The 17,698-nt window shown below is 62.7% G+C and carries 14 protein-coding genes and 1 tRNA gene; 7 read left to right on the top strand and 8 right to left on the bottom strand.

The window, feature by feature from the left end:
• The first annotated feature begins 193 nt into the window (after positions 1–193).
• The gene (locus ACXHGZ_RS07215; protein ID WP_480463054.1) at positions 194–1,645 is read left to right on the top strand and encodes a hypothetical protein; all 1,452 of its coding nucleotides are present in this window, start codon (positions 194–196) and stop codon (positions 1,643–1,645) included.
• 366 nt (positions 1,646–2,011) lie between these two features.
• Positions 2,012–3,169, top strand: a complete 1,158-nt coding sequence (locus ACXHGZ_RS07220) for an HPP family protein (RefSeq protein ID WP_480463055.1) — start codon at positions 2,012–2,014, stop codon at positions 3,167–3,169.
• On the opposite strand, the gene ACXHGZ_RS07225 is transcribed toward ACXHGZ_RS07220, so the two are convergent.
• Positions 3,143–4,009 carry a LysR family transcriptional regulator gene (locus ACXHGZ_RS07225; protein ID WP_084855425.1) on the bottom strand — a complete coding sequence of 289 codons (867 nt, stop codon included), beginning with the start codon at positions 4,007–4,009 and terminating at the stop codon, positions 3,143–3,145. The genes ACXHGZ_RS07220 and ACXHGZ_RS07225 overlap by 27 nt on opposite strands.
• Before the next feature lie 177 nt (positions 4,010–4,186).
• Here ACXHGZ_RS07225 and ACXHGZ_RS07230 point away from each other — a divergent pair, with 177 nt between their 5' ends.
• Positions 4,187–6,076, top strand: coding sequence for a propionyl-CoA synthetase (locus tag ACXHGZ_RS07230; protein ID WP_480463056.1), 1,890 nt, complete (start codon positions 4,187–4,189; stop codon positions 6,074–6,076).
• Between the two features lie 170 nt (positions 6,077–6,246).
• Positions 6,247–7,767: an acetaldehyde dehydrogenase ExaC gene (gene exaC, locus ACXHGZ_RS07235; protein WP_480463057.1), complete on the top strand. Its 1,521-nt coding sequence runs from the start codon at positions 6,247–6,249 to the stop codon at positions 7,765–7,767.
• Between the two features lie 94 nt (positions 7,768–7,861).
• Here the strand turns inward: exaC and ACXHGZ_RS07240 are convergent, their stop codons facing one another.
• Positions 7,862–8,107 (bottom strand): hypothetical protein, encoded by a 246-nt coding sequence (locus ACXHGZ_RS07240; protein ID WP_480463058.1) that lies wholly within the window; start codon positions 8,105–8,107, stop codon positions 7,862–7,864.
• Positions 8,108–8,390: 283 nt separating this feature from the next.
• Here ACXHGZ_RS07240 and ACXHGZ_RS07245 point away from each other — a divergent pair.
• Positions 8,391–8,465, top strand: a tRNA-Gln gene (locus tag ACXHGZ_RS07245).
• A 213-nt stretch (positions 8,466–8,678) separates the two neighbouring features.
• Here the strand turns inward: ACXHGZ_RS07245 and ACXHGZ_RS07250 are convergent.
• A complete protein-coding gene (locus ACXHGZ_RS07250) occupies positions 8,679–9,827 on the bottom strand; it encodes a M14 family metallopeptidase (RefSeq protein ID WP_480463060.1) in 1,149 nt (382 codons plus the stop codon).
• Between the two features lie 344 nt (positions 9,828–10,171).
• On the opposite strand from ACXHGZ_RS07250, the gene ACXHGZ_RS07255 reads away from it, so the two are divergent.
• Positions 10,172–11,143 (top strand): IS110 family RNA-guided transposase, encoded by a 972-nt coding sequence (locus ACXHGZ_RS07255; RefSeq protein WP_480460242.1) that lies wholly within the window; start codon positions 10,172–10,174, stop codon positions 11,141–11,143.
• A gap of 15 nt (positions 11,144–11,158) precedes the next feature.
• On the opposite strand, the gene ACXHGZ_RS07260 is transcribed toward ACXHGZ_RS07255, so the two are convergent.
• Together ACXHGZ_RS07260 and ACXHGZ_RS07265 are read right to left on the bottom strand one after the other, a co-directional pair.
• Entirely contained in the window at positions 11,159–11,677 is a 519-nt protein-coding gene (locus ACXHGZ_RS07260) for a DUF4880 domain-containing protein (protein WP_480463061.1), read from the bottom strand.
• Positions 11,678–12,107: 430 nt separating this feature from the next.
• Entirely contained in the window at positions 12,108–12,425 is a 318-nt protein-coding gene (locus ACXHGZ_RS07265) for a DUF6124 family protein (protein ID WP_480463062.1), read from the bottom strand.
• Between the two features lie 130 nt (positions 12,426–12,555).
• Here ACXHGZ_RS07265 and ACXHGZ_RS07270 point away from each other — a divergent pair, with 130 nt between their 5' ends.
• Positions 12,556–13,209 carry a LexA family protein gene (locus tag ACXHGZ_RS07270; RefSeq protein WP_480464009.1) on the top strand — a complete coding sequence of 218 codons (654 nt, stop codon included), beginning with the start codon at positions 12,556–12,558 and terminating at the stop codon, positions 13,207–13,209.
• Between the two features lie 116 nt (positions 13,210–13,325).
• On the opposite strand, the gene ACXHGZ_RS07275 is transcribed toward ACXHGZ_RS07270, so the two are convergent.
• Genes ACXHGZ_RS07275 through ACXHGZ_RS07285 form a run of 3 tightly spaced genes read right to left on the bottom strand, consistent with a single transcriptional unit; the run spans position 13,326 to position 17,695 of the window.
• The gene (locus tag ACXHGZ_RS07275; protein ID WP_480463064.1) at positions 13,326–15,278 is read right to left on the bottom strand and encodes an acetyl/propionyl/methylcrotonyl-CoA carboxylase subunit alpha; all 1,953 of its coding nucleotides are present in this window, start codon (positions 15,276–15,278) and stop codon (positions 13,326–13,328) included.
• Positions 15,275–16,084: a gamma-carboxygeranoyl-CoA hydratase gene (locus ACXHGZ_RS07280; protein ID WP_084859227.1), complete on the bottom strand. Its 810-nt coding sequence runs from the start codon at positions 16,082–16,084 to the stop codon at positions 15,275–15,277. Before ACXHGZ_RS07280 ends, ACXHGZ_RS07275 begins: the two co-directional genes overlap by 4 nt.
• A 3-nt stretch (positions 16,085–16,087) precedes the next feature.
• The gene (locus ACXHGZ_RS07285; protein ID WP_480463066.1) at positions 16,088–17,695 is read right to left on the bottom strand and encodes a carboxyl transferase domain-containing protein; all 1,608 of its coding nucleotides are present in this window, start codon (positions 17,693–17,695) and stop codon (positions 16,088–16,090) included.
• Between the last annotated feature and the right edge of the window lie 3 nt (positions 17,696–17,698).

Here is a 17,698-nt window from a genome sequence, read left to right on the forward strand (position 1 = left end):
TAATAACCATCGGCGTACCAGCCGCAGTTTCGACAGCGCAAATAACCTGGTCAGTTGAGTCGTATTCTGGGGCGCAGGTCGAGCCCCGTATTTATTTGAAAGAAGAGTCCCTAGCAGAACGCCGAGTTGATCGGTTCGAGGGGCGCAGTTACTCTGGGCGCGCAATTTTCGAAATATTCAAAAGGTTTACGTTATGTCATCTGAAATGCACGCTATCCGACTTTCACTCGTCGATCTTGATCTTAGGTATTTTGGTGGCGACCTTGCACCAGGACCTAAGGGGGATCTGAGAGGGAAAGTTGAAGGGGATATTGGTCCAGGTGTAAAAATCGTTGCCTTGTGGGACGGTATTGTCACACCGTTGCATGATCAGATTATACCTACGGCAATGGACTTCGTTGCTGTTTTGAACCAGCTGCACGATGTATCCAAGTACGTGCGAAACGGTAAGCTCACGGTGGCTGCGCAGCGCATAGATAATAACCAGCGAAGCAATGAAGTCGTTGTCAGCTACGTCCCGAACCCGCTGCTTGAACCAACGATCACCAGCGCGTCCTCTTTTCTGAGTACGGTCATTCTCAAAGGCGAGGCTATCGTAGGCTCGGTAGTGTCGGGAACGGTGGACGGAAAGACTGTCGAGGTTCGCCTTCCATCGTCACCGGTGGGTGGGCCTGGCATCCCTTATACAGCCCCTTGGACACTCACCATTCCTGGCATTTCCGAAGGCAAGCATACGGCAAGGGTAAAGGTCAACGACCCCGCGAAGTTAATGTTTGAGGCATCATCCGAGGCCGCCATAGAGGTGGAGGTCAATCATACGATCACCAACCCGCTGGTCATTGACTACCCTGGCGAGAATGATCATGTTGGACGTGTTTTCTTTGCACGCGGCAGAGCCATGCCCTCAACGGGTCCGATTTTTCTTTCAGTAGACGGTGGTGAAAAAATAGAAGCGCCGATGACGGCGGCGGGCGAGTGGAGGGCTCCCATTTCGGTGAGTGCGGCAGGTACGTACGAGCTTGTAGCGACGAATGAGGTCACTGGAGAAGAAGTACAACGTTCGGTGCTTGTAGTGGACTCGAATTTTTCGCTGGATCGCTGTGCTAAAAGTATGTACTACGATGTGGAGCGAGATAGGTACATGGCCGGGACATATGCTGAAGGTGCCGGTGATATTGGGGGGACGATTGAGATGTATCGCCCTGGACCTAGTGGCACTTATAGTTGGTATGAGGTGGCGACGGTTAATGCTGACGGCCGATGGACGTATAATGAAAGATATTTTCAGAGTGTAGGCAAAATCGGATTTAGGCAGAAGTATCGCCCGGCGAACGAAGCCGCATACTGGGATGTACGGTTTTATCCATATCGTCGCCCGGATATCCTGGACCCTCAGGAGGGCGCGGAGATTACCTTGCCTTATACGTTAAAGGGCGAGACCTATGCGGGCGCAGCCGTCTTGATACACAATCGAGCAGGGCAATTAATTGCTCGCGTTCCTACGCCTGACAGTCAGGTTCGTGCGTGGGAGTACGAACTGACCGAGCTTCCAGAAGGGGAGAACGTCATCAGTCTTATGATTGAAGCGTCAGATCGGGCACCTGTTGAGGTTTTAAACTACACACTTACCGTCAAGTATGCCTAAGTTGCCTAAATTTTGTTTCAAATAGGCATAGGCAAATGCTCAGGTCTTGTGCACCCTGAGTAAACGACCCGATGGGGCCGTTTATCGGTCCCATCGGGTAGGCGCTGGCTTGTCCCGTGAGCGGGCCGTGCAGCGGCCTCCAGAATCCTGACGTGGGATCAATACGGCACTACAAAAAAATTGCAGCACAAGCGCATTTTTTTGAATTGGCCCCTTGCCAGCCCACCCGGCACAATCGCCGCCATGAAACTTCCCAGTTTCCATCTCCATGGACGGAATCATTGAGCTATTGCATGCGCAATACCGGGCCCAGGCCGATTTGGCTGGGCTTTCTTTTTAACCAGAAGAACACGATCGATCGCCTTGATGTCTGCCTCGCGTCCTGAAAGCCGTTTGCAGCGCCTGCTGCCTGCTCCCTTGAACATCCCCCCCAAAGAATGGCTGCGTGCCGGTATCGGTGCGCTACTCGGCCTATTCCTGGCCGGCACCCTGTGCAGCATGGTCTTTGGCCCCTCGGTCGCCTTGCATCTGCTCGGCCCGCTGGCCGCCTCGGCGGTGCTGGTGTTCGCCGTGCATTCCGGCCCGCTGGCCCAGCCCTGGCCGGTATTGGGCAGCTATGCCGTGGCCGGTGCAGTGGGCCTGGCGATGCGTCATGGCTTCGGCGCCGAGCTGTGGGTGGCCGCGGCCGCCCTGGGCGTGTCGATCCTGTTGATGTGCCTGCTGCGCTGCCTGCACCCGCCCGGTGGCGCGGTGGCGGCTGGCGCGGTGCTGGCCGACCCAGGTCTGGTGGCGCTGGGCAACCATCTGCTTGAGCCGATCCTGTTGCACGCGCTGATCCTGGTCACGGTGGGGGCGTGCTACAACCGCCTGACCGGCGTGCGCTACCCCAAGGGGCCGTTGCCACGCAAGGACCTGCACCATACCCACGACCCGCTGCCCAGCGAGCGGGTAGGGGTGAACAGCGAAGACCTGGATGTGGCTCTGGAAGAGCTGGGCGAGTTCGTCGACGTCACCCGCGATGAACTCGAACGTATCATCCTGGCCACCGAGCAGCATGCCTTGCAACGCAGCCTGGGCGGCATCACCGCGGCCTCGGTGATGTCCCGCGATGTGCAGTTCGCCTCGCCGGCCACCACCCTGGAACAGGCCTGGAAGATGCTTTCGAGCCATCACCTCAAGACCCTGCCGGTGCTCGAAGGCGGCCGCCTGGTGGGCATCGTCAGCTTGAGCGACCTGGTGGGCCCGGCCATGGCCCGTGCGCGCTTCAGCTGGCGAGGGATGTTCCGCCGCCATACGGTGCGCATGGAGCAGGTGATGAGCCGACGGGTGATCAGCGTCAGCAGCCAGCACCCGCTGGATCGCTTGTTGCCGCTGCTCAGCGATCACGGCCTGCACTGCCTGCCGGTACTGGAGGATGATCACCTGGTGGGGGTGATCACCCAGACCGACCTGATCGCAGGCCTCAAGCGGCATCTGCTCAATGCCGCCGTGCAGCGTTCAGATAACCGGGTCCCAGCGCTGTGACCAATCGCTGTCGCCGGCTGCCACCAGCCGGCGCAGCACGCTGAAGGCCTGTTGCAGGGCTTCGCTGTCACGCTTGCGGGCATAGACCAGGAAGGTCGGGTAGGTGAACTCTGGCGCCTGCGGCACCCGCTCGACCACCCCGCGCTCCAGGTAGGCCTGCACCACCCGGGTGCGGAAGTAGCCGCTGCCGCCCTGGTCGAGGATGAACTGCAGCGCCAGCGGGCCGAGGTTGAAACTCAGCGCCGGGCGCGCACAGTCGGGCAGGGCCGCGTCGTGCTGGCGGCGGAAGGCCTCGCCCCAGTCGATGTAGATGTAAGGGTCGGGGTGGCCGACCCGGCGCACGCGGATCAGCTTTTCCTCCATCAATTGCTCCACCTGCAAACCAGGCCCGTAGGTCGGCTGGTACACCAACGCGGCATCGAGCAGGCCCATCTCCACCTTGCGCAGCAACGACTCGCCGTCGCTCACTTCGCTGCGGATGGCATGGCTGGGCAGTTCATGGTGCAGCGCGCTGACCCAGTCGAGCATCATCGGGTTGGCCAGGCTCACTTCGCCGCCTACGTGCAGCACTTGCTGGCAGCCCTGGGGCAGCGGCAGGTCGCGGCGCGCCGCTTCCCAGGTCTGCACCATCTGGTTGGCGTAGACCACGAACGCCTCGCCATCACTGGTCAAGCTGGCGCCGTTGCGGCTGCGCACGAACAGCTGGCAGCCCAGTTGCTGCTCCAGGCGCTGCACCCTCGCGGTGATCGCCGTCTGCGACACGAACAGGCGTTCGGCGGCGGCAACCAGGCTGCCGCAGCGCACGATTTCCAGGAAGGTACGGGCCTGATCGATATCCATTGAAACGGCTCAGTGGCTGACGGGAGGCCTATTCTAGGCGTTTGCACCGCAATGGGGCGACTGCCCCGTGCAATCTTGCATATCGGTTGCGACTTAAGTCCGATGGCGAGGGTGGGGTAGGGGTCCATACTCCAAGTTCGCCCTTCAATAACAACAAGTATCGGGTTGCAGACCACCATGACCTACCAGCACAGCTACGCCCATTCCATCGCCGACCCCGCAGCCTTCTGGGCCGAACAGGCCGACCACCTGGCCTGGTACCGCAAGCCCTCGCTGACCCTGCAGGACAACCCCGACGGTACCCACCGCTGGTTCGCCGATGGCTGCCTGAACAGTTGCTACCTGGCCCTGGACCACCAGATCGAGCAAGGCAGGGGCGAGCAGTTGGCGCTGATCTACGACTCGCCCGTGACTGGCGTGCAACAGACGTTCACCTACAACCAGTTGCGCGACGAAGTGGCACGCCTGGCAGGGCTGCTGCGACAGCTGGGCGTGGGCAAGGGTGATGGCGTGATCATCTACATGCCTATGGTGCCTCAGGCGGCCATGGCCATGCTGGCCTGTGCGCGGATCGGTGCGGTGCATTCGGTGGTGTTCGGCGGCTTTGCTGCCAACGAGCTGGCCTTGCGTATCGACGATGCCCGGCCCGCGCTGCTGCTCACCGCGTCGTGCGGGCTGGAGTTCGACCGGGTGATCGAATACAAGCCGCTGGTCGACCGTGCCCTGCAACTGGCCAGGCACCAGCCGCGCCATGTGCTGGTGCTGCAGCGGCCCCAGGCCCACGCCGACCTGCAGCCAGGGCGCGACCTCGACTGGCAGGCGGCATTGGCCGGTGTCGAGCCAATACCGCCGGTGCAGCTGGATGCCGGCGACCCGCTGTACATCATGTACACCTCCGGCACCACCGGCAAACCCAAGGGCATCGTGCGCGAGAACGGCGGCAATGCCGTCGCGCTGTGCTATGCCATGCGCCATGTGTACGGGATGCAGGCCGGTGACGTGTGGTGGGGGATTTCCGACGTGGGCTGGGTGGTCGGCCATTCGCTGATCGTCTACGGGCCGCTGATGAGCGGTTGCACCACGGTCTTCTACGAAGGCAAGCCGATCCGCACGCCGGACGCATCGGCCTACTGGCGCGTGGTGGAGCAGTACAAGGTCAACGGCCTGTTCTGTGCGCCCACCGCCATGCGCGCGATCCGCAAGGAAGACCCAGAAGGTGAGCTCATCCGCCGCCACGACCTGAGCTCGCTGCGCCAGCTGTTCCTGGCCGGTGAGAAGCTCGACTCCAGTACCCATCAATGGCTGGAGCGTGTCAGCGGCAAGGCGGTGCACGACCATTGGTGGCAGACCGAAACCGGGTGGCCGGTCACCGCACCTTGCGCAGGCCTGGAAGGCAGCGCAGCGCGGCCGGGGTCGAGCAACCGCGCGGTGCCGGGTTACCACGTGCAGGTGCTCGATGACGAAGGCCGGCCACTGGAGCCGAACCAGCAGGGCGCCATCGTCATTGCGCTGCCCTTGCCGCCAGGTTGCAGCCAGACCTTGTGGGGCGACCACGCTCGCTATCTGCAGGCCTATCTGCAGAGCTATCCGGGTTACTACCACACCGGGGATGGCGGCTACCTGGACGAGGATGGCTTCGTCTACATCATGGGACGCACCGACGATGTGATCAACGTCTCCGGCCATCGTCTGTCCACCGGCGAGATGGAGGACCTGGTGGCGCGTCACCCGGCGGTGGCCGAGTGCGCGGTGATCGGCGTGCATGACGAGATCAAGGGCCAGGTGCCGTTGGCGCTGGTGGTGCTCAAGGATGGCGAGGGTGTCACCGAGCAGCAGTTGCAGGCCGAGCTGGTGGCCAACGTGCGTGAGCAGATCGGCGCGCTGGCCTGCTTCAACCGGGTGCGCCTCGTTAAACGCCTGCCCAAGACCCGCTCGGGCAAGATCCTGCGCGCCGTATTGCGCAAGATTGCCGACGGGCAGGACTACGTGCCGCCGTCGACCCTGGACGACCCGGCGGTGCTGGAGGAGATCGAAGGCGTGTTGGCGGACCTGCCGCGGGCAGGGTGATGAAGGGCAATACCACTTCCTATGGGCGCGGGCTTGCCCCCGTGATTGCCTTTATAAGCTGAGCTTGTTTTTGAAATACGATAAATTGATTTTCCTTATTTCTTCCAACTTGCTTCCATGCATGCCAAGGATCACTCCTAAAACAACGGATAAAAACCAGGAGCCACACCATGCGTTACGCACATCCGGGTACCGAAGGCGCGAAAATCACCTTCAAGAGCCGCTATGGCAACTACATCGGCGGTGAGTTCGTTCCTCCGGTCAAGGGTGAATACTTCACCAACACCTCGCCGGTGAACGGCCAGCCGATCGCCGAATTCCCCCGCTCCACCGCCGAGGACATCGACAAGGCCCTCGACGCCGCCCACGCCGCCGCCGATGCCTGGGGCCGCACCTCGGTGCAGGACCGCTCGAATGTGCTGCTACGTATCGCCGACCGCATCGAACAGAACCTGGAAATCCTGGCCATCACCGAGACCTGGGACAACGGCAAGCCGATCCGCGAAACCCTCAACGCCGACATCCCCCTGGCCGTGGACCACTTCCGCTACTTCGCCGGCTGCATCCGCGCCCAGGAAGGCGGCGCCGCCGAGATCAACGACAGCACCGTGGCCTACCACATCCACGAACCGCTGGGCGTGGTCGGGCAGATCATCCCGTGGAACTTCCCGCTGCTGATGGCCGCCTGGAAGCTGGCCCCGGCCCTGGCTGCCGGCAACTGCGTGGTGCTCAAGCCTGCCGAGCAGACCCCGCTGGGCATCACCGTGCTGCTCGAGCTGATCGGCGACCTGCTGCCCAAGGGCGTGCTCAACGTGGTGCAAGGCTTCGGCCGTGAGGCCGGCGAGGCCCTGGCCACCAGCAAGCGCATCGCCAAGATCGCCTTCACCGGCTCCACGCCGGTGGGCTCGCACATCATGAAATGCGCCGCCGAGAACATCATCCCGTCCACCGTGGAGCTGGGCGGCAAGTCGCCGAACGTGTACTTCGAGGACATCATGCAGGCCGAGCCGGCCTTCATCGACAAGGCCGCCGAAGGCATGGTGCTGGCGTTCTTCAACCAGGGCGAGGTGTGCACCTGCCCATCGCGTGCGCTGGTGCAGGAGTCGATCTACGACGAATTCATGCAGGTGGTGATGAAGAAGGTCCTGCAGATCAAGCGCGGCGACCCGCTGGACACCGACACCATGGTCGGCGCCCAGGCCTCGCAGCAACAGTTCGAGAAGATCCTCTCCTACCTGGAGATCGCCCAGAAGGAAGGCGCCGAGCTGCTGACCGGCGGCAAGGTGGAGAAACTCGAAGGCAGCCTGGCCACCGGCTATTACATCCAGCCGACCCTGCTCAAGGGCAACAACCGCATGCGCGTGTTCCAGGAGGAGATCTTCGGCCCGGTGGTCAGCGTCACCACCTTCAAGGACGAGGCCGAGGCCCTGGCCATCGCCAACGACACCGAGTTCGGCCTCGGCGCAGGCGTCTGGACCCGTGACATCAACCGCGCCTACCGCATGGGCCGCGGCATCAAGGCCGGCCGCGTATGGACCAATTGCTACCACCTGTACCCGGCCCATGCCGCGTTCGGGGGCTACAAGAAATCCGGCGTGGGGCGCGAGACGCACAAGATGATGCTCGACCACTACCAGCAGACCAAGAACCTGCTGGTGAGCTACGACATCAACCCGTTGGGCTTCTTCTAAACGGGCATCGCGGGGCAAGCCCGTTCCTACAGGTGGCAGCACGTTCCCGGTAGGAACGGCCTTGTGCCGCGATGGGCCGCACAGCGGCCCCTCGCTATTTGGGGTGGCGCTCCAATTGCCGCTCGATCATGTACTTCACCGCCAGCCGGCGCTCCTTGAGCCGGTGCAAGTCATCGTCACTGACATTGCCAGCCGAGATCGCTTCGGCGGCCAGCACCTGATTGTCGATGTCCATGTATTCATCCAGCAACCGGTCCAGCTCCTTGTCCTGTTGGCGCCGCTGCTGGACGATTTCGCGAGGGTAGTGAAGGTCCTGGTAGAGGTCATGGGAAACTGGCATGGCGCCCTCCTTGTGATGCGCAGGCTTTGCTTACCTGATTGGAATGAAGGAAGCCGCGGTTGTTGAAGCGAGGCCGGGAAAATGCGACGGATGGCAATGCCACGGCTGACCGAAACCCGGAGCAGAGGACTAACTTGCTGTTTTAAGGCATTTTTTTTCACCTTAGGGGTTCCCAGGTGAAAAGACTGTTGGTATAGTGCCGGCCATTCCAGCACAGCGACCCAGCGTTGTTGTCAGTGAGTCTTCAGAGCGACAGTGCACAGGCATTCGTCGTATCCGATACAGGGGCGTCGCCAAGCGGTAAGGCAGCAGGTTTTGATCCTGCCATGCGTTGGTTCGAATCCAGCCGCCCCTGCCATTATCTTCATATCTCTCCTGCTGTTTCCGTGTGTGTCAGCGCACAGTCTCGAATCATTTCCGATAGCTAATCCAGTCATTCTGCATACGGCTTTCAGTATTGTGGCGCCTGGCAGTCCCATCGCGGAACAAGCTCCACACAGAGACCGCGCGGGACAAGCGCGCGGCGCTATACCTGTGGGAGCGGGCTTGTCCCGCGATGACGTCGGTTCGCTCAGCGCAAGTCCTTGACCATTTTCGCCAAGGTTTCCAACACCGCGCCCGCCAATGCCTTCGAGCGTTCACCCGACCAGCCGGTGATGGGGTTGGGCGCATCGTCATGGTCCTTGAACGGCATTTCCAAGGTCAGTGACAGGCAGTCATAAGCCTGGCCCACGGCGTTGCACGCCAAGGTCATGTTGGCCTGGCCCGGCTCGTCGCGGGTATAGCCATGCACGGTCTGGAAGTCTGGCGTCACGCTGCACAGCGTGCTGCGGAACTGCTCCTCGAGCTTCGCCAGGCGCGGGGTGTAGCCGGGGTTGCCCTCGCAGGCGGCGGTGAACACATGGGGGATTTCCTCATCGCCATGGGCGTCGATGAAGGCATCCACCCCGTACTGCTTCATCTGCGATTGGGCGAAGAATACCTCGGGGCTGAACTCGACACTGGCGTCTTGCCAGGCGCGGTTCAGGTCCTTGCCCTTGAAGTTGGTGCGCAGATGGCCCAGGAAGGCGCCGTCGGGGTTCATGTTGGGGATCAGGTACAGGTCGGCTTCGGCCAGCAGAGCCTGGACGGTATCGTCATTGGCTTGCAGACGGTCGATCACACCTTCCATGAACCATTCGGCCATGTGTTCACCCGGGTGCTGCTGGGCGATCAGCCAGATCTTGCGCTTGCCGGCTGCGCCGTTGCCTGCACGCAGCAGTGGAATATCGCGACCTTGCACACTGCGCCCACAGGCCAGCAACTCGACGCCGGGCAATTGCCTTGCGCGTTCGATCAATTGATTGTGGCGTGCGCGCGGGTAGGGTTCGAAATAGGCGAACCAGGCCTGTTCCTGCTGTGCTGCGAATTCGAAGCTCAGCGCCTTGCCGTCGAACTGGCTGGGTACGCGGAACCAGGTCTGCTGGTCGTAGGAGGCCACGGCGTGGTAGCCGGCCCAGGCGTTCTTGTAGGAGGACTGATGGGCGTTGTCCAGGCTGAAGCGGTGGGTCTGGCCTGGTGTCAGGCCGCTGGCCTTGAAGTGGAACCACTGAAAGTGGCCGCTATGGGTGTCGGGGCGGATGGCCAGGTGCACCCGGGTCGGGTCGCTGGTGTCCAGTACCTGAATGTTGCCGGAATCGAAATCGCAGTCGATGTGCAGCGGGGACAGCGTCACGGTCATTGCCAGGCTCCTGTGGCTTTGTTGTGTCGCTACTGTACACCTGCCGGTGTAATGCCTGGGCAGTGAATTTACCGAAACACCTGTAGGAGCAGCCTTGCGCCGCTCCTTGTATCTCGACTTTCGCCTTCCAAGAGGCGAAAGTTCTCGACTGATCATCGAGGGAGGGTCATGAAGCGGAGCCGCTCCAAGGGCATCGAGCCCGTATTGTAGATAACGCTCAGACCCTCCAACCCCACTCGAACAGTTCGAACGGTATCTAGTGCCCGCCCCCGGCGTGAGCACGCATTCACAAGGTTGAACCGAGTGCTGGGTGATCGAACTTTCGTTGTCTGAAGGAGAAGATCATGTCTGTTGTTGTTGGCGTCGATGTAGCCAAGCGATCCTTCGATATTGCGACTCCACTTCCCAATGGGAAGGTTCGCACCAAGGCCAAGCTGTCCAATGATCCGAGTGGTTTTGAGCAGTTCGCAACCTGGCTTGAGAAACATGCCGAACCGCGTGCCTGGGTTGTCATGGAGGCCACTGGCACTTATCACGAGGCGCTTGCCGATTGCCTTCATGCCAAGGGTTACCGGGTGTGCATTCTGAATCCCGCCGTAATTGCCAAGTTTGCCGAGGCCGACCTTCGACGCGTCAAAACCGATAAGGCTGATGCCAAAGTTATTGCTGCTTATGGCCAGCAAAAACAGGATGAGCTCCGTCAGTGGGAGCCTGAGCCGCCAGCTCAGCGGCGTTTGCGGGCCTTAGTACGGCGTCTGGACGACCTGAAAGAAATGCAGCAGATGGAGCAGAACCGTCTGGATGTGGCGCAGACAGCTGTGCAGGAGTCAATCAGAGCTGTAATTGGGCATATCACCGAAGAAATAGAGAAAACCCGCAAGGCGATTGAGCAGACGATCGATGACGATCCGGATCTGCGCCAACGGCGAAAACTGATTACATCGATTGATGGTCTGGGTGATACCACAGCCGCACTGATCCTCGCAGAACTGGGTGATCCGCTGAAATACGAAAGCCCGTCAGCCATTGTTGCGTTTGCAGGTCTGAACCCGATGATCCATCAATCGGGGGAGAAGATTGGCCAATCGACCATTTCTCGCACAGGAGCGCCGAGGCTGCGCGCCGGCTTGTGGATGTCAGGCACGGTCTCGATCAGACACAACCCGGTCGTGAAGGCACTGGCAGAGCGTTTGAACAGCCGGCGTAAAGCCTATAAGCAGATAGTTTGCGCTGCTATGCGCAAGCTTTTGCACCTGGTGTATGGCGTGGTGAAGTCCGGTAAACCGTTTGACCCTCAAATCGCCCTTGCGGGGTGAGGGTCAAGACGGTATCTACAAGGGGTAGAGGCCCAGTACGAGGAGCGCAGCGGCACCGAGGCCGACAGCAATCGAACACCCGCCCAACGACAGCGCCGCCCGGCCATGCCGGTACCAGCCGTCATGGCCCAGCTGGCGAGCCGGGGCGAGCAGGCTGCGCCAGCGCAGTTCGGTGTCGTGGAAAGCGCGCAGGTGCTCGGGGGCGGCGTCCAGCCAGCGGCGGAAGTCGATGCGTTCGCTGGCGGTGGCTTGCGGGCTTTGCAAGCGTACGTACCATTGGCCACCGATGCTGGCCAGGGCATCGCCTGGAGCGCACGTAGCCTGCAGCGCCTGGTTCATGTGACGTTCTATCGCCAGCAGGGGCAAATCAAGGTGTTCGGCGATATCGGCGAAGCCGAGCTGGTCGAGGCGGCTGAGCAGGAAGACTTGCTGCACGCGACGCGGCAGGCGCTTGAGCTGATGGAGCAGAGCGTCTTCGGCGGCAGAGTGGAGGCCGGAAGTGCCCTGTGCAACGGGCAATAGCAGACGGGACATAGACAGCTCCTTGCTCGATGGGGGAGGGGGCATCATCCATGATGCGCAAGCAGCTTAATCTTAACGATAGTGATTCTCAAGTGCTGATTGCGCAAAACGTTGTTACAGCCGTTCACGAATTGACACACCTTTGCTATCATCGCGGCCATTACGCGGTAATCGATCTTCATTAGCCTGAAGAGCCAAAAAAAAGACCCGGCAAAAAGCCGGGTCAAAAACCGTGATTAGCCTGATGAGGAGATAATCTGAGAGTCCGACCTAAGGGCTTCCAGGTTATCCAGCGGGTCTCGCGACCTGCTGAGTGCAATAATAATCGTTATCATTTGCCAGTCAAATGAATTTTCACCTATCCGGTAAAAAAGTTTTGCCGGTGCGCTTCCTGTTCCCGGCAACCGGGGGTATCGCTGCCGGGCGGCGATCACGACTCTCCTTATTTCTCTTCCTTCAATGCCGCCTGCTCGTGTTCCAGCAGTGCCCGGGCCATGTTCACCATATGCATCAAGGCAAACACCACCTCGCGGGTCATGCCCTCGGGTTGGTGGGTGGCGGTTTCGTGCGCGGTGGCCGAGGCGCAGCGCAACAGCGCCAGTGCATGATTATGGGCCTGCCTAGCCGTCACGCCGTTGTGCAGGGTCCAGATCTTGTTGTCCAGACTAGGGCGCGGCGGAGCTGGGTTGAGGTAGTAATCGAGCGCACGACGGGCGGCTTCGCTGTCGAGATCTGTTTCTTCGTTTTTCGATGGTTTCATCCTGATACCTGCTCACTGTCACTGCGGAGTGGTAGATACGGAGCATAGGTCAATCTGTATTATTTATCTAAAGCAAGATAATTCAGGATGTGTATTGATGCGCTGGATCCAGCCCGTATTGTTCTCGGCCATGGAAAACTGGAACGAATTTCTCGCGCGCTACAAGCGTGAACATGGCCTTAACCAACTGGAACTGGCCGAACGCCTTGGGATGACCCAAGGCGGCGTGGGCCACTGGTTACGTGGCACCCGCAGGCCTACCTTGGCGACCATCAATGAAAAATTGGAAAAGCTCGGGTTGGTCTATCTCAAAGCCCAGGTCATGGTGGTAGAGCGTGGCCTGTTGCGTGAGCCCCTGGGCGTCTATGCGCCAGAGCACTCCCTTTCACCCGAGGCGCTGCGTTATGCCAGTTTCCGCTTTCCGGTCCTGGCCTGGGCCGACCTGCAAGGCCCTTTGCCCGACGCTGTTGAAGTGACCGAGCAGACCGACTATATGCCGGCTGGCAATGCATTCTGGCTGCCTGTTGAAAACGACTCGATGAACGCGGCAAGCGGAATGAGTGTGCCCCAGGGCATGCTCATTCTGGTGGACACGGGCCTCGATCCGGAGCCCGGCAAACTGGTGATCGCCCGGCAGCCGGGCAAGGCGGCGGTCCTCAGGCAACTGATCGAGGAGGGCGGAGAGCGCATGCTCAGGCCGCTGAATACGCGGTATCCGACCGTTCTGTGTGAAGACGGGTGCGAGTTTCTTGGGGTCGTCGTGCGGGTGCACGGCAAGTTCTAGATCGCGGGGGCTGCTGCGCAGCCCAATCGCCGGCAAGCCGGCTCCCACAGATACAGCTCAGCGATCTCTGTGGGAGCCGGCTTGCCGGCGATTGGGCCGCGCAGCGGCCCTTTGCATCAGTCGGCCAGTTCCACCAGCACCGTGCCCTCGCCGACCATATCTCCCTCCTGGCAGAACAGGGCCTTGACCGTGCCGCCGTGAGGGGCGCGGATGCTGTGCTCCATTTTCATCGCCTCCAGCACCACCAGCGCGGTACCGGCCTCGACCACCTGGCCCGGCTCCACCAACACCCGTACGATGCTGCCGTTCATGGGCGCGCCCAGGCCGGCCTGGTGGCTGTGACTGGCTTCGGCTTCGGCGATGGGGTCGAAGGCGCTCACTGCATGCATTTCCCCGTCCCATTGCAGGTGCAGGGTGTCATCACGGCGGATCGCCAGGTGACGACGGCGCACGCCATCCACATCGTGGCACAGCTGTTCGCCGTCCAGGTGCCAGGTCGAGGGCGCATTGTGTTCCAGCGCGACGGCCTGGTCCTGCCCGCCGCTGACCAGGTGCAGGCTGCTGCGTGCTGCCAGGCCCAGGCGCAGGCCGTCGCGCCGGGCCCAAGGCGAGGCGGGGTCGTCGTGACGCTGGTGCGCAGGGCTCCCTTGCAGCCAGGCTTCGGCGGCCGCCTGCCAGAACGTCGCCGGCAGTGCGTTCGGCGCAGGCAGCAACTCGGCCTGGTGGCGCGGGATGAAGCCGGTGTCCAGTTCCGCGGCGGCAAAGGCCGGGTGGGCCAGGATACGGCGCAGGAAGGCGATGTTGGTCTTCAATCCGCCAATGGCGAATTCGTCGAGCATGGCCAGCAGGCGCAGGCGGGCTTGCTCGCGGTCCTGGCCCCAGGCGATCAGCTTGCCCAGCATCGGGTCATAGAAGGGCGAGACCACATCGCCCTCGCTGACGCCGCTGTCCACCCGGCGGCCCTCGCCGGGTGCCGACTCGCGGTACAGCGCCAGGGTGCCGGTGGCAGGCAGGAACTCATTGGCTGGGTCTTCCGCGTACAGGCGCACCTCGATGGCATGGCCGATCAGCGGCACCTGGTCCTGGGTGATCGGCAGCGGCTCGCCGCAGGCCACGCGGATCTGCCAGGCCACCAGGTCCAGGCCGGTGATGGCCTCGGTGACCGGGTGCTCCACCTGCAGGCGCGTGTTCATTTCCATGAAGAAGAACTCGCCGCGGGCATCGAGCAGGAACTCGACGGTGCCCGCGCCGACGTAGCCGATGGCCTGGGCGGCGCGCACGGCAGCCTCGCCCATGGCCTTGCGCAGCTCGGGGGACAGCCCAGGGGCCGGGGCTTCCTCGACCACTTTCTGATGGCGGCGCTGGATCGAGCAGTCGCGCTCGTTGAGGTACAGGCAGTTGCCGTGTTGGTCGGCGAACACCTGGATCTCCACATGGCGCGGTTTGAGCACGTACTTTTCCACCAGCATGCGCGCATCGCCGAACGACGACTGCGCCTCACGCTGCGCCGAGGCCAGGGCGTCGGCCAACTGGCTTTCGTCCTCGACCACCTTCATGCCCTTGCCGCCACCGCCGGCGCTGGCCTTGAGCAGCACCGGGTAGCCGATGCGCTCGGCGGCGGCGCGGAAGGTGTCCAGGTCCTGGGCTTCACCGTGGTAGCCCGGTACCAGCGGTACGCCTGCCGCTTCCATCAGCGCCTTGGCCGCCGACTTGCTGCCCATGGCATCGATGGCGCTGGCAGGCGGGCCGAGGAAGATCAGCCCGGCCTGTTCGATGGCGCGGGCGAAGCCTGCATTCTCGGAGAGGAAGCCATAGCCTGGGTGGATGGCCTGGGCGCCGCTGGCCTTGGCTGCCGCCAGCAGCTTGTCGATCACCAGGTAGCTCTCGGCGGCCTTGGTGCCGCCCAGGTCGATGCGGATGTCAGCTTCGCGGCTGTGGCGGGCGTCACGGTCGGTGGCGCTGTGCACGGCGACGGTGGTCAGGCCCATGGCCTTGGCGGTGCGCATGACCCGGCAGGCGATCTCGCCGCGGTTGGCGACCAGCAGGGTGGTCAGGGTAGGGCGGCTCATGGGCGCGGCTCCTTGTTGTCTTGCCAGGCGGGGCGGCGTTTTTCCAGGAAGGCGCGCAGGCCCTCCTGGCCTTCGGGGCTGACGCGGATGCGGGCGATGGTGTTCTCGCAGTAGCGGCGCAGCGCCGGGCTCAGCTCGCCGTCGTCCACCTCGCGCAGCAGGTCCTTGGTGGCGCGCAGGGCCTGGGGGCTGTTCTGCAGCAGATTGTCGACCCAAGCTTGGACCTGGGCATCGAGTTCGGCAGCCGGGTAGACCTCGGCCAACAGGCCCAGCTCGCGAGCACGCACGCCGCTGAAGCGTTCGGCGGTCAGGGCATAGCGACGCGCGGCGCGCTCGCCGATGGCCTTGACCACGAACGGGCTGATCACCGCCGGGGCCAGGCCGATGCGCACCTCGGACAGGCACAGCTGGGCATCCTCGGCACCGATGGCCATGTCGCAGCAGCTGATCAGGCCCAGGGCACCGCCGAAGGCCGCGCCTTGCACCACCGCCAGGGTCGGTGCCTTGAGGCGGTGCAGGGCGTACATCAGTTCGCCCAGCTCATGGGCGTCGTCCAGGTTGGTGTTGAAGTCCAGCTGCGCCGACTGCTGCATCCAGGCGAGGTCGGCACCGGCGCTGAAGTGTCGGCCACGACCGCGCAGCAGCACGAAACGCAGGCTGGCATCCTCGGCGAGCTGGTCGAGGGCGACGATCAGTTCGCGGATCATCTGCGCGTTGAAGGCGTTGTTCTTGTCTTCGCGGCTCAGCCACAGGGTGGCGAAGCCGCGAGGGTCCTTGATCACTTCCAGGGTGCTGAAATCGCTCATGGGTCACATCCGGAAAATGCCGAAGCGGCTCTGTTCGATCGGGGCGTTCAGCGCGGCGGACAACGCCAGGCCAAGCACGTCGCGGGTCTGGGCGGGGTCGATGACGCCGTCGTCCCACAGCCTTGCGCTGGAATAGTAGGGGTGGCCCTGACGCTCGTACTGGTCGAGGATCGGCTGCTTGAGCCTGGCCTCTTCCTCGGCGCTGAAGGCGGTACCGGCCCGTTCGCTCTGCTCGCGCTTGACCTGGGCCAGCACGCCAGCAGCCTGCTCGGCACCCATCACGCCGATGCGCGCGTTGGGCCACATCCACAGGAAGCGCGGGTCGTAGGCGCGGCCGCACATGCCGTAGTTGCCGGCACCGAAGCTGCCGCCGATGATCACCGTGAACTTCGGCACCTGGGCGCAGGCCACCGCGGTCACCAGCTTGGCGCCATGCTTGGCGATGCCACCTTCTTCGTATTTCTTGCCGACCATGAAGCCTGTAATGTTCTGCAGGAACAGCAGCGGGATACCGCGCTGGCAGGCCAGCTCGATGAAATGCGCACCTTTTTGCGCCGCCTCGGCAAAGAGGATGCCGTTGTTGGCCAGGATCGCCACCGGATAGCCGTGCAGGTGGGCGAAGCCGCATACCAGGGTGGTGCCGAACAGTGCCTTGAACTCATCGAACACCGAGCCATCGACCAGGCGCGCGATCACCTCGCGGACATCGAACGGCTGCTTGGCATCGGCAGGTACCACGCCATACAGTTCCTCGGCGTCGTACAGCGGGGCGACCGGCGCCTGGCGCTGCAATTTGCCGAGCTTGTGCCAGTTGAGGTTGGCCACGCTGCGCCGGGCCAGGGCCAGGGCGTGCTCGTCGTTGTCGGCATAGTGGTCGGCCACACCGCTGGTGCGGCAGTGCACGTCGGCGCCGCCCAGGTCCTCGGCGCTCACCACCTCGCCGGTGGCGGCCTTCACCAAGGGGGGGCCGGCGAGGAAGATGGTCGCCTGCTGGCGCACCATGATCGCTTCGTCGGCCATGGCCGGCACATAGGCGCCGCCTGCGGTGCACGAGCCCATCACCACGGCGATCTGTGGGATCCCCAGGGCGCTCATGTTGGCCTGGTTGAAGAAAATCCGCCCGAAGTGCTCACGGTCGGGGAAGACCTCGTCCTGGCGGGGCAGGTTGGCGCCGCCGGAATCCACCAGGTAGATACATGGCAGGCGATTCTGCAGGGCGATGGCCTGGGCGCGCAGGTGCTTCTTCACCGTCAGCGGGTAGTAGGAGCCGCCTTTGACCGTGGCATCGTTGGCCACGACCATGCACTCCACCCCTTCGATACGGCCGATGCCGGCGATCACGCCGGCGGCGGGCACGTCTTCGCCGTAGACCTCATGGGCGGCCAACTGGCCGATCTCGAGGAATGGCGAGCCCGGGTCGAGCAGCCGGTCGATGCGCTCACGCGGCAGCAGCTTGCCCCGCGAGGTGTGCCGCTCCTGGGCCTTCGGGCCGCCGCCCTGGGCGACATGGGCGAGCAGGGTACGCAGGGCCTGCACCTGTTCGCGCATGGCCGCGCTGTTGGTGGCGAATTCCGCCGAGCGCGGGTTGATCTGGGTGTGCAAGGTAGCCATTGG

The sequence above is a fragment of the Pseudomonas shiyinii genome, assembly GCF_056725765.1.